Consider the following 13077-nt stretch of genomic DNA (forward strand, 5'->3'; position numbering starts at 1 on the left):
ATGAGCACGGAAATCAAGACCGGTGCGATCGCGGCCGAACTCCACGCGATCGCCGACGCGGAGCCCTTCGTCACCCGCTTCCTCGTGCGCAATCTCCAGACCGGTGAAACCATCGGCCGTGGCGAGGGTGAGGAAACACCATCTGCCAGCACCCGCAAAACCTCGATCATGATGGCGGCGCTGAAGGCGGTGGCAGAAGGCCGGCTTCATCTTGACGAGCGCATCACCTACGAAGCACGGCTCGCCCAGGAAGTGGCGAGCGGCATGTTCCGCTACCTGACGCCTGGAATCGTCATTTCGCTGCGCGACGCGATCGTCGGCATGATGGTTCTGAGCGACAATGTCTGCACCAAGATGGTGTTCGAGCGGCTGACGCTTGAAGAGGTCGACGGCTATTGCAAGGCGCTCGGCATGGTGGGCACGCACCATCGCTTCCTCATTCCGCCGCTGGCGCTCAAACCCGATCATTCGCTGGCCGACGTCACGACGACGACGGCTGCCGACCAGGTGATGCTGCTGGAACTGATCCTCGCCGCCGAGCACGATGCCGCTGCTGCCGCCAGGCTTGGCATCACGGTCGAGCTCGCCGCCTTCGCTGTGCAGACGCTAAAGAACCAGGTTTTGCGCTATGGCATCCGCTCGCGGCTGCCCTTCGATACGGTCGCCGCCTGCAAGGGTGGTCGCGGCAAACGCGGCCGCATGGATGCCGGCGTCGTCTATCGCGACGGCAAGCCGCTCTATGCGATCGCCGCCTTCACCGACGGCGTACCCGCGCTGATGCCCGACGGCACGCCCGGCTACACCATCGCGCTCGAAACCATCGGCAAGCTGTCACAGGCCTGCTGGCGCGCCTTTTGAACCGACAACACCAACAATCAGAAAAGAGAGAGGAACCATGAAAACCATACTTCTTGCCGGAACCATGCTGATGAGCGCGATCGCGCTCGGCCATGCGCGTGACCTGACGGTCGCCCAGAGCTCGGACATCCGCAGCAACGAGCCCGGCGTCAACCGCGACGGCAACACCGACTCGGTGATCTTCCACATCGTCGAAGGTCTGGTCGGCTACGCCGAGAACGGCGAAGTGAAGCCGCTGCTCGCGAAAAGCTTCGAGGTTTCGCCCGATGGCCTGACCTATACGTTCAAGCTGCGCGACGACGTGAAGTTCCACAACGATAAGGCGCTGACCGCGGAAGACGTGGTCTGGAACTGGAACCGCTACATGAAGCCGGAGACCAAGTGGACCTGCGCCAGCGACTTCGACGGCAGCAAGTCGATCAAGGTGACGAGCGTCGCCGCAGCCGACGCCTCCACCGTCACCATGAGTATCGAGAAGCCTTCGGCCGTCTTTCTCGGCCTGATGGCCCGGCCCGAATGCGGCTACACCGGCATCGTCTCCCAAGATTCCGTCGGCGCAGACGGCGCTTACACTGCGCCCATCGGCACCGGCCCGTTCAAGTGGGCGGAATGGAAGAAGGGCGAATATGTCCGGCTCGAAAAGAACGCCGACTACGTCTCACCCGCCAATGACGGCAAGCCCGATGGCATGGTCGGCTCGAAGCGGCCGCTCGTCGACGGCATCAAGTTCATGGTGATCCCGGACGCCTCGACCGTGAAGACCGGCCTGCTTTCGGGCGCGCTCGACACCGCCGAAGTCTCGGCCGATCTCATTGCCGAGTTCAAGGACAGCGACACGATGCAACTCATCGTCAAGCGCAACAACGGCAAGAACCTGCTTTACTTCCAGACCCGCGACAAGATCCTGAGCAACGTTGCGGTTCGCCGCGCCATGGCCGAAGCGCTCGACCTCGACCAGCTCGTCGCCGCTGTTTCTAACGGCACCGGCGAAGCCAGCGCATCGATGGTCTCGGCCGACTCGATCTTCTACTCCGACGTCCAGAAGAAGAAGATCCCGATGGATCTCGAAAAAGCGAAGAAGAACCTGGCTGATGCCGGCTACAACGGCGAGCCGATCACCATCATCGCCAACAAGCGCGGCAACGTGCCGAGCTTCCCCGCTGCCGTCGTCGCCCAGGCGATGATGCAGCAGGCGGGCCTCAACGTGCAGATCGAAGTGCTCGACTACGCGACCCAGGTCGATCGCCGCCGCTCCGGCAACTATCAGGTGATCTCGCAGTCGGTGTCACCGCGTCTCGATCCGGCGCTGATGTACAGCTTCTATGTCGGCAACAAGGACAAGAACGCCTCGCTGATGTGGGACAACCCAAAGGCGATCGAACTGATGAAGGCGGCCTATGTCGAGGCCGACCAGGCCAAGCGCCAGGCGATCTTCGACGAGTTCCACCAGCTGATGCTCGACGAAGTCCCCGGCATCTTCATGTACGACATGGTCGACATCTGGGGCGCCACCAAGAAGCTGCACGGCCAGCCGGTCTGGCAGTCCAACACCCGCCTCTGGGAAGTGACGCTCGACGACTGATGCGGGCGTAGTCCTTTCTCTCCAGCGGATGGCGGCCGTTTGTCGCCCTCCGCACCTCCTTAGACAAAACTGCTGATGCGACCGCGCCCCGCGCCGTCGCAAAAGGATGATTGATGCCAAATCCAACCGCCCGGACCGCCCTTGTCGACACGATCGAAGCGCTGAAGCCCGAATTCGCCGCAATGAGCGACACGATCTGGGACCATGCGGAACTGAGTTTTCATGAGGAAAAGTCGGTAGCGACGCAGATCGCCATGCTGGAGAAGCATGGGTTTCGCGTGTCGCGCGGACTGGCGGACATCGATACCGCCTTCGTCGGCGAGAGCGGGCAGGGCCTGCCGGTGATCGCCTTTCTTGGTGAGTTCGACGCGCTTGCGGGTCTGAGCCAGGTGGCCGGCGTCGCCGAGGCGAAAGCGCTCACTGAGGGCGGTACGGGCCATGGTTGCGGTCACAATCTGCTCGGCACGGGTTCGCTGCTCGCTGCCGTCGCGCTTGCCCGCTACCTCAAGGAAAACGACTTGCCGGGTACGGTGCGCTATTACGGCTGCCCCGGCGAGGAGGGCGGTTCCGGCAAGACCTTCATGGCACGCGCCGGCATCTTCGCTGATGTCGATACGGCGCTGACCTGGCACCCGGCACCCTTCAACGGCGTACGCTCGACCAACAATCTCGCCGTTCTTGAAATCTATTACCGCTTCAAGGGCGTCGCCGCGCACGCATCGAACGGTGCCCATCTCGGCCGCAGCGCGCTCGACGCGCTGGAACTGATGAATGTCGGCGTCAACTTCCTGAGGGAGCATATGCCGCAGGATTGCCGCGTGCACTATGCGATCACCGATGCCGGCGGCAAGGCGGCAAACGTCGTCCAGGCCCGCGCCGAGGCGCTCTATCTCGTGCGGGCGCCGCAGATGCCGGAGGCCTTAGCGCTCGCTGCCCGCATCGACAAGATCGCCAAGGGGGCGGCGATGATGACCGAAACCGAGGTCGAGATCGTCTTTGACCGGGCGGCGACCAACCTGCTGCCCAACATCGCGCTGGAAACGGCGATCCACGACAACATGGTGGCGCTCGGGCCGGTTCCCTTCGACGAGGCCGATATCGCCTTTGCCAAGGACATCCAGAAGACGCTGACGCAGGAAGCAATCTCGAGCAGCATCCGGCTTTACCAAATCAAGGGCGATGTTTTTGCGAACAGCCGCATGGACGGTTCGACCGGTCTGCATCTCGGCCTTCGCGATTTCGAGGGCCAGTCGCATTTCCGCGCCGGCTCGACCGATGTCGGCGACGTCAGCTGGATCACGCCGACCGCGCAATGCTGGGCGCCCGCCTGGGCGATCGGCACGGCGCCGCACACCTGGCAGGTGGTGGCGCAGGGCAAGAGCCCGGCCGCCCACAAGGCTTTCGCCCACGCGGCAAAATCACTGGCCACGACCGGCCTCGACCTGATCCTCGATGCCGATCTTTTGGCACGGGCAAAGGCCGAGTGGCGTGAAAAGACCGAGGGCAAGCCCTACCAATGCCCGATCCCGGATCATATCGGTCCGAAACTCTGAAATCATTTTTTCGATGCCTGCAAACGCCCGCGCCACCCCGCGGGCGTTTCGTTTTGTCGGCGTCCGGAACGTCTGCCCGGCGAGTGCACGCGCCTTTGAATGGCGCCAGACTCTTGACGCGAATCGCAGGCTCCGGCATCTCTGTTACGGAGTTTTCCGAATAAGTGCCGATTGGCCGTAGTTGAATTGAATCTCTGTTAGCGTGATGTGGCGCCGTTGGGCCGCTGACGCGCGCAAGGAGTATGGCAGAATGAATATGACGGCAACCCAGGCAAGACAGGACGCGGGTCACTCCCAGGCACGCCGTCCGGCCGACGAAGCGATCGCGGCCGATGCCCGCGCGCTTTCCGAACAGTTGAAGGCGATGCGCGAGCGCCTGTTCGCGCCGACGGCGATGAAGACATTGCGCAGCTTCACCTCGGGCGAGGCGGCCAAGCTGATCGGCGTTTCTGACGGCTATCTGCGCCAGCTCTCGCTTGCCGGTGAAGGCCCGCAGCCCGATACCGGGCTTGGCGGCCGCCGCTCCTATTCACTCTCCGACATCAATGCGCTTCGCCGGCACTTGGCCGAACAGGCGCTTGCCAAGGGCAATGCCGCCAAGGCGCGCAGCTATCTCAAGTGGCGCGATGCGGAAGCGGGCGAACACCTGCAGGTGATCTCGGTCACCAACTTCAAGGGCGGCTCCGGCAAGACCACATCGTCGGTGCATATCGCGCAATATCTGGCGTTGACCGGCCACCGCGTGCTCGCCGTCGACCTCGACCCGCAGGCCTCGCTGTCCGCACTCTTCGGTTACCAGCCGGAACTCGACCTTACCGGCAACGACACGCTCTATGGCGCGATCCGCTACGACGCCGAGGCGCGGCCGTTGAAGGACATCATCCGCAAGACCTATTTCGACGGCCTCGATCTCGTGCCGGGAAATCTCGAGCTGCAGGAGTTCGAGCACACGACGCCGCAGGCACTGAGCGCCCGTCACAATGGTACGGACGCTGGCCCGCTGTTCTTCGCCCGCGTGCAGGCCGCCCTTGCGAGCGTTGCCGACGACTATGACGTCGTCATCATCGACTGCCCGCCGCAGCTCGGCTATCTGACGCTGTCGGCGCTTTGCGCCTCGACGTCCGTCGTCGTCACCGTGCATCCGCAGATGCTCGACGTCGCCTCGATGAACCAGTTTCTCTACATGACGTCGGACCTCCTGAGCGTCGTGCGCGAGGCCGGTGGCGAACTCAACTTCGACTTCCTTCGCTACCTCGTCACCCGCTTCGAGCCGAACGACGGGCCGCAGGCCCAGATTGTCGGCTTCATGCGTTCGCTCTTCGGCGACCGGGTGTTGACCTCGGCCATGGTGAAGTCCACCGCGGTTTCCGATGCCGGCCTGACGAAGCAGACGCTCTACGAGGTCGGACGCGAGAATTTTACCCGCGCCACCTATGACCGCGCGATCGAATCGCTGAACGCCGTCAACGGCGAGATCGAAACGCTCATTCACGCGGCCTGGGGGCGCTGACCGACATGGCTGGCAACCGCAAGAACGAACTGCGCGCACTCTTTTCCGGCAATGTCGCCCCGGCGGCGCCTGCCGCGGAAGCGGATGACAAGGCGCCCGCCGCACCAAGCGTGCAGCCGGCAAAGCCAGTCGTGGTCCCCGCCGCCCAAGCCGACGTGCCGCGGGCCGCCTCCGGCGCGATCAAGGCCATGGGGCTTTCGCTTGGGAGTATCACCCGCGAGGCGGAAGAGGCCCGCGCGCTGCGCGAGGCCCTGCATCAGGGCGAGCGCGTCGTCGAGCTTGATCCGGAGCTGATCGATGCGTCTTTCGTCGGCGACCGCCTGACCGACGGCGAGACCGACGATCCGGAATTCCTGGCGCTCGCCGACAGTATCCGCGACAGCGGCCAGCAGTCGCCGATCCTCGTGCGCCCGCACCCGCAGAAGCAAGGCCGCTACCAGACCGCCTACGGCCATCGTCGTCTCAATGCCGTGCGCAGCCTCGGCATCAAGGTCAAGGCCATCGTCCGGCCGCTGACTGACGACGAGCTGGTGCTGGCACAGGGCAAGGAAAACGCCGAGCGGCGCAACCTGTCCTTCATCGAGCGTGCCATGTTTGCGTCGGCGCTCGCCGACCGCGGCTTCGACCGGAAGGTGATCGGCGAGGCGCTCGCCGTGCAAAAGAGCGAGCTGTCGCGCCTCCTGCAGGTGGCCGAAGGCGTGCCGCCGGCGATTGCCCGCGCGATCGGCCCGGCACCGAAGGTCGGCCGCGAACGCTGGATGGCCTTCGGCGCGCTGCTTGAGGACATGGTGACCGTCGAACTGGCGCAGGAGGAGTGCCGCTCGCGCCGCTTCCTCGAAGCCGAAAGCGACCAGCGGTTCCAGATCGTCTTCGCGCGCCTGTCGCGCAAACCGAAGCCGGACGCAGCGGCCAAGCCGGAGACGCTGGTCGACGCCGGCGGACGCGCGTTTGCCAAGCTCAAGCGCGACGGCAAGAATGCCCGCATCGAGTTCTCAGTCGATGTCGATCCAGCCTTCATCGACGAGGTCGTCGAACTGCTTGCCAAGCAGCATGCGGTGTTCGCGGCGGGCCGCGAAGGCTGAACGAAGTCTGCCCTTCTGAAAGTTCCAATCGGGCCTGCGTGACGCTCTCACGCAGGCCCGATTCGTTTTCCCGGCGGAGCCGATGGTAGGCCGCCGCGAGCATCCCCGTGCGATCGCCGCTGTCGCCCCCATCCAAGAAATATTTTCGGCCGTGTGAGGCCGGCGACGGGATGTCGCGGCGGCCTTGGGACGTCGGGCATTGCCGTTGCATGGAGCCCACAGAAAGGCAGCAATCGACCACGGATCCCGGTTCGAAACGGGGCGTTGGAAGGGACTTGTTAACCTTCATTTCCTATCGCTTAGAAGGCCCCGCGGCGATGTCTCTAGCTCTTCCAGGACCCATGCGTATTCCCAGGACAAACTTCTCACAGGCTGCTTTGCATGATGCAAACCAGGCGGATTATTTCGATGGTCCGCAGGATGATGCGTTGAGCGGTATGCCCACCCATGAGGCGGAACCCGCCGACCCCTATCAGTTGTACGAGGCGCCGGCGGCGCCTCGCCGGCCGGCGAACCAGCAGGCTGAAACCACGAGCCGTGCGACCCGCCTTTATGGGCAGGGTTCCGCCTACGCTCCTGCACAGGTGACGTCGACGATGAGCGAACCCTTGCCGACCCTTTCGGAGATTGCCGGCCACTACGGCGATTCCACCTGGGAGAGCCATTTCTTCCTGGCGCCGAACGTGCGCTTCACCCGCACGCCCGAGCGCGAATTCATGAAGCGACGCGCGCCGCAGGTCGAAGAAGGCGATACGGCAACCGAAGTCGAAGAGGCGATCGTCGCGGTGGCGGGGGAGCCTGCTGCGGTCTTGGTGGAAACCGTTGAGCCCGTCGCGACGGCCACGGTCGAGCCGGTACAGACGGAAGCTTCGGCCGTTGCTGCTGACGAGGCGCCGCTGGCCGAGGTCGCGCTGCCGTCCTACAGCCCGTCCGAACTGTTGCGCATGCTGACCAACCAGTTGCCCACTTGGACCGCCGCGCAAAACACGATCGAGCCGGCCATGCTCGCGCGTGTCGAAGCTCCGGCCGACGAGGGCGTAGCCCTTGCGCCCGTTCTGACGACGCAGATCGCCGTTTCCGCGCCGGTCGCCGAAGTCCAACCCGCGCCCGCTCAGGCAGGCGACGCTTCCGTCGATCAGGGCGCTGCGCATTCTGTCTTCCTGTCGGATTTCGCCTTCTTCGAATTCGGCCCGGCCGACGATGCTGAGGTTGCCGGCACGGACGCCACCCATCCGAAACCCTTTGTCGAGACGCCAGCCCCGGTTGCGATGACGCCCGCCATCGTTCCCGTCGCCGTTGCGCCTATTGCGGTCACGCCGCCAGCGCCCGTGCGCCCGGTTGAAATCCGCCGTATGCCGCCGACGGCGATCACCTCGCTGTTCCGCGTTGTCGATGTCCGCGGCGCAAAGCCGGAGGATGTGCCAGCGCAGCAACCGCCCACCGCCGCCGCTGAGGCCGTTGCCGACGCTGCGCCGGCACCCGTTGCCGTGGCTGAAGAACCGGTGACTGTAGCCGCCGCTGAAATCATTGACGCCGCACCGGTCGAAATCGAACAGCCGGCGCCGGTTGCCACGAAGGCGGCCATCACCATGCCGGCGCAGGTCACGCGCGCGCCCAGCAATATGCCGGCGATCGGCTCGACCGACCGCGCGCCGAGCGCCGACGGCTACGAGTTCCCATCCGAGGAACTGCTGCAGGAAGCGCCCGTCGGTCAGGGCTTCTTCATGACGCAGGAGCAGCTGGAACAGAATGCCGGCCTGCTTGAAAGCGTGCTCGAAGATTTCGGCGTCAAGGGTGAAATCATCCATGTTCGCCCCGGCCCGGTCGTCACGCTCTATGAATTCGAGCCGGCGCCCGGTGTGAAATCGTCGCGCGTCATCAACCTTGCCGACGATATCGCCCGCTCCATGTCGGCGCTTTCGGCCCGCGTCGCGGTCGTGCCCGGCCGCAACGTCATCGGTATCGAACTGCCGAATGCCACCCGCGAGACCGTCTATTTCCGCGAGCTGATCGAATCTGTCGATTTCCGCAAGACCGGCTACAAGCTGGCGCTTTGCCTGGGCAAGACGATCGGCGGCGAGCCTGTCATCGCAGAGCTTGCGAAGATGCCGCATCTGCTCGTCGCCGGCACCACCGGCTCGGGCAAGTCGGTCGCGATCAACACCATGATCCTGTCGCTGCTCTATCGGTTGAGCCCGGATCAGTGCCGCCTGATCATGGTCGATCCGAAGATGCTCGAACTCTCCGTCTATGACGGCATCCCGCATCTGCTCACCCCCGTCGTTACCGACCCCAAGAAGGCGGTCATGGCGCTGAAGTGGGCCGTTCGCGAGATGGAAGACCGCTACCGCAAGATGTCGCGGCTCGGTGTGCGCAATATCGACGGCTACAACCAGCGCGCCGCCGCTGCCCGTGAAAAGGGCGAACCGGTGATGTGCACGGTGCAGACCGGTTTCGAAAAGGGCACCGGCGAGCCGCTGTTCGAACAGCAGGAAATGGACCTGGCGCCGATGCCTTACATCGTCGTCATCGTCGACGAGATGGCCGACCTGATGATGGTCGCCGGCAAGGAAATCGAAGGCGCGATCCAGCGGCTGGCGCAGATGGCGCGTGCTGCCGGTATCCACCTGATCATGGCGACGCAGCGTCCTTCGGTCGATGTCATCACCGGCACGATCAAGGCGAACTTCCCGACCCGCATCTCGTTCCAGGTGACGTCGAAGATCGACAGCCGCACGATCCTTGGCGAGCAGGGGGCCGAGCAGCTGCTCGGCCAGGGCGACATGCTGCACATGCAGGGCGGCGGACGTATAGCCCGTGTCCATGGCCCGTTCGTTTCGGATCTTGAGGTTGAACACGTCGTCGCACATCTGAAGACGCAGGGACGCCCGGAATATCTCGACACCGTCACGGCGGAAGAAGAGGAAGAAGAGCCGCAGGAAGAGACCCCGGTCTTCGACAAGAGCGCGCTTGCGTCGGAAGACGGCAACGAACTCTACGACCAGGCCGTCAAGGTGGTCCTGCGCGACAAGAAGTGCTCGACCTCCTACATCCAGCGTCGCCTTGGCGTCGGCTACAACCGTGCGGCCTCGCTGGTCGAGCGCATGGAAAAGGAAGGCCTCGTCGGGTCGGCGAACCACGTCGGCAAGCGCGAGATCATCTACGGCAACCGCGACCATATGAGCTCGCCCGACAACGACGACATGGATTGATACCGGGCGTAGCCCCAGGCCAGGATTTCGAGCCGTCGCTGACAGGTTGTTGGCGGCGGCTTTTCTATCTTCAAGTTGCTGGTAGTGTCGCCTGCACCAGGAGCGGTCGTGACCCTTCCGGCCCTAATGTCGCGCATGGGATGATCTGATCGGTGCAAGCAGTAAAGCATCGTCGCAATGAGACACCGATCTGGCCAAGCCTGACGCTTGCTCTCATCCTTCATGCGCTCGTCGTGTTGGCGCTTTTCCTCCTCCCGTCACCGCGGCCACCTGTTCCGAGCCCGGACGAGGGGATCGCCGTTCAGATACTGGAATTGCCGCTCCCACGCCCTGAGGTGGTGCAGCCCGTGCTCGGACCGCAAGATGCGCCGCCCGTCGCGCATTCCGTCCCGGAGACGGCGCCTGCCGCGGAAACAGCCACGCTGCCGCCAGCTGCCCAGCCGATGGTGCAAGCGAAGCGGTTCTTCTCGGCGGCGATACTGGCTGATCCACGCAGCAGACAGGCGCTGGAAGGGCTGTCACAGCTCGCCGCCGATGAACAGATTGTCCAGCTCTGCAATCTCGAGGCGATGGAGCAGGTTCATCGCTGGCGCGTTGACTTTACCCCCGACCTGCTCGTCGCCTACGCCACGTCGGATATCGTTTTGGCTGGGCGGAACCTCCGTGCGGATGGCGCCGCCTTTCGCAGCAAGGGTCGCTGGTTCAATATCAAGTTTGGCTGCGCCGTGGCGCCGGATATCAAAAGCGTCGCCGCATTTGAGTTTCAGGTTGGTGACGAAATTCCGGAAAGTGAGTGGGAGGCAAATTTCCTCTCCGCTGGCGCCGCAGGCCACTGATCGTGGCCATCGATCGAAGTCCGTTCCCTGCGCCCTTTGGCGAAGGACGTGACGAGAAGCAGGCTGCGGAGCCGGATCACGCCGGGGCCGTTCCGCCTTTGGCGTGGCCTGCGCGGCAGCAGTGCTTCAGTTGCTTGCCAGATCCGCAGGGGCAGGGGTCGTTGCCGCGCAGTTGCAGACGACCAACAAGCGGCAAGAGCGCTGCGGAGGGAAGGAGGCCCGCCATCAGGATTGCCAGCCTGGCGGAAATGCCGGGAATGACCAGCCGCCGCCGGGCCTTGAAGCCGTGCCAGGCACTTCTTGCCACGTATTCCGGAGTGGCTTTCGGGAGCGCTTTGAACAAGGCAGCCCTGTTGGCGCCGGATTTTTCGAGGAACTCGGTCGATACCGGTCCCGGCGCAACGCAGGTCACGGTTACGCCCGTCCTTCGCGTCTCCTGGTATAGCGCCTCGGAGAACGAACGAACGAAGGCTTTGCTCGCATAATACATTGCCATGTACGGGCCGGGCGTAAAACTCGCGACCGAGGCTAGATTGATGACGCCGCCGCGGCCGCGCGCGACCATGCCCGGCAACAGGTGCAAAGTCAGGGCCGCAAGCGCACGCACATTGACGTCGATCATACCAATCTGGTCGGCAATCGGCAAAGCGGTCGCCGCGCCCCGCAGGCCATAGCCGGCACTGTTGACAAGAACGTCGCAGACGAGGCCTTCGCGCGAAAGAAATTCGTCGAGAATGCGCGTGGCATCGGGCGCGGCAAGATCGACCGGCAGGGAGAATGCCTCGCCGCCCGCCTGTTCGATCGCGGCTTGCACGACGTGCAAGCTTTCGATGGATCGCGCGACCAGAACGACCGGCGCGCCGTCTCGTGCGGCAAGCTCTGCAATTGCCCTGCCTATGCCCCGGGACGCTCCGACAACGACAATGGCGGGTCGTGGTGACTGCTGCGATGTCATGCCGATGGCTCCGGCGTAGCGATTGGCGGCTGGTCGAGTTCGGAAAGCTCTGCCACCTCGTCGGCGATTTCGCCGTTCAATATTTCCTCGAAACGAGCCAGGGCTCGCGCGACATTGGCGCCGTCCATGACACGGTGGTCATAGTGGATCCTGACCGTGACCGATCCGTCGTCACCGATCGGCCCATAGTTGAAGATGGTCGTCAAAGGCGTCAGCGGATTGAGCGACTCCGCACCCAGGCCGGAATAGACCGACAATTGGAAGGTGCCGAAGCGGTGGCCGCGCTGGCGCCCCATGTTCAGGCTGAGCCACATCAGCAGCCGCCGCAACGGCGCGGGCAGGCGTGCAATCTTCAACGCCCGCCGGAATTCCCTGATCTCGAGCACGGGGCGGGACCGGGCCTCCTGGAGCAGGGCGCTCAATTCGGCAAGGGACCGCCTCTCGGGTTGCTTGATCGTGCTGAGAAGGACGACCCGTTCGCCTTCGTGCTCGCGCTCGTGCGCCACGGACGCGATGCTTCCGGGATACTCATAGAGTTGCGGTCTCGGAAGCTTGACATAAGCCCGGCGAAACTCGGGCGTCTCCATCGAGAGTAACCCGTAACCCTTGAGAAATAACACCATCCACGAAGGCCGGTCAGGTCGGCCTGCCCGGGCTTTGTGCAACGCGCTGATGTCCATCTGCCGTTGCACCGTGACCCGCGGCACGCCGATGGAAAATCGCATCAGATCGCCGACGAGGCGTCGTGCGGCGGAAAGCTTGATCGGTCGGCCGCGCATAGTGCCACCTCTAATAGATATAGGGTATAATTCGCTTCGTCCTGTCCATGTAAGCGCGATATTCGGGCCCGAAGAATTCCAGCATCAGGCGCTCCTCCTTGCTTACACGCAGGAAGAAAAGCACAGCGAAGCCAAGGACACCCAAGAGGCCAGCCACCCAGTTCGACAGCAGAAACAGCTGGCCAACGCCCATGAGCAGGAAACTGGTGTACATCGGATGGCGCACGAGGGCGTAAGGGCCCCCGCAGATCAACTGATGTTTTTCGCGAATTTCCAGCGAGATCGACCAGTTTCGGCCGAGTTCCTTGTGGGTGCGGCGGAACGTCCATAGAGCCAAGGCGAAGATGACGCCGCCAAGACCCACCGACCATGGGCGCCCCGTATAGTCGGCGAAAGCGGGGATTCCCGTTGCAACATACAATCCGGGCAAAATCGCAAGGCCCGCCAACGCAGCGGCCAGACCGATCGTATCGCTCGCCGAGCGACGACTGCTCATCACCCGCACGCGCTTTGCCCGGCGCTCAAAGGGATAACGGATAACGTACCAGGCAATGATGCCTATGACCCAGACGATTTCGCCAATGGAAGCGACAGACATGTTCACGTTGTTTCACTCAAGCTCTTTTGCTGCAGGGTTCGATCACCGAAGCGGCAAGCGTAGGTGAGACTGCCACGCGCCGCCTCGACCTGACAAGGTACCGAAACGTCGA

10 protein-coding genes are annotated in these 13077 nt (G+C 63.7%); 7 read left to right on the forward strand and 3 right to left on the reverse strand.

Translation table 11 applies throughout. The annotated features are described in order from the left end of the window. From ASD63_RS31780 to ASD63_RS36430, 7 genes are all read left to right on the forward strand, one after another. Positions 1-858, forward strand: a complete 858-nt coding sequence (locus ASD63_RS31780; RefSeq protein ID WP_060530444.1) for a serine hydrolase — start codon at positions 1-3, stop codon at positions 856-858. Between the two features lie 37 nt (positions 859-895). Next, a complete protein-coding gene (locus ASD63_RS31785; RefSeq protein ID WP_060530445.1) occupies positions 896-2440 on the forward strand; it encodes an ABC transporter substrate-binding protein in 1545 nt (514 codons plus the stop codon). Positions 2441-2553: 113 nt separating this feature from the next. Next, positions 2554-3993, forward strand: a complete 1440-nt coding sequence (locus ASD63_RS31790; protein ID WP_060530446.1) for a M20 family metallopeptidase — start codon at positions 2554-2556, stop codon at positions 3991-3993. Positions 3994-4243: 250 nt separating this feature from the next. Beyond that, the gene (gene repA, locus ASD63_RS31795) at positions 4244-5503 is read left to right on the forward strand and encodes a plasmid partitioning protein RepA (protein ID WP_034805794.1); all 1260 of its coding nucleotides are present in this window, start codon (positions 4244-4246) and stop codon (positions 5501-5503) included. A 5-nt stretch (positions 5504-5508) separates the two neighbouring features. Continuing rightward, a complete protein-coding gene (gene repB, locus ASD63_RS31800) occupies positions 5509-6585 on the forward strand; it encodes a plasmid partitioning protein RepB (RefSeq protein WP_060530447.1) in 1077 nt (358 codons plus the stop codon). A 341-nt stretch (positions 6586-6926) separates the two neighbouring features. Continuing rightward, on the forward strand, positions 6927-9797 hold the full coding sequence (locus tag ASD63_RS31805) for a DNA translocase FtsK (RefSeq protein ID WP_060530448.1): 2871 nt from the start codon (positions 6927-6929) through the stop codon (positions 9795-9797). Positions 9798-9949: 152 nt separating this feature from the next. Beyond that, complete coding sequence (locus ASD63_RS36430) at positions 9950-10633, forward strand: DUF930 domain-containing protein (protein ID WP_234824449.1); 684 nt, start codon at positions 9950-9952, stop codon at positions 10631-10633. A 76-nt stretch (positions 10634-10709) separates the two neighbouring features. Here ASD63_RS36430 and ASD63_RS31815 read toward each other — a convergent pair whose 3' ends face one another. The 3 genes from ASD63_RS31815 to ASD63_RS31825 are packed head-to-tail and all read right to left on the reverse strand — an operon-like array spanning position 10710 to position 12965. Continuing rightward, a complete protein-coding gene (locus ASD63_RS31815) occupies positions 10710-11588 on the reverse strand; it encodes an SDR family NAD(P)-dependent oxidoreductase (protein WP_060530449.1) in 879 nt (292 codons plus the stop codon). Continuing rightward, positions 11585-12367 (reverse strand): hypothetical protein, encoded by a 783-nt coding sequence (locus ASD63_RS31820; protein ID WP_051659711.1) that lies wholly within the window; start codon positions 12365-12367, stop codon positions 11585-11587. The genes ASD63_RS31815 and ASD63_RS31820 overlap by 4 nt, the downstream gene beginning before the upstream one ends. Before the next feature lie 10 nt (positions 12368-12377). Continuing rightward, positions 12378-12965, reverse strand: a complete 588-nt coding sequence (locus tag ASD63_RS31825; protein ID WP_060530450.1) for a protein-S-isoprenylcysteine O-methyltransferase — start codon at positions 12963-12965, stop codon at positions 12378-12380. Between the last annotated feature and the right edge of the window lie 112 nt (positions 12966-13077).

This window comes from Ensifer sp. Root558, from assembly GCF_001427045.1.
Lineage (GTDB): Bacteria > Pseudomonadota > Alphaproteobacteria > Rhizobiales > Rhizobiaceae > Ensifer > Ensifer adhaerens.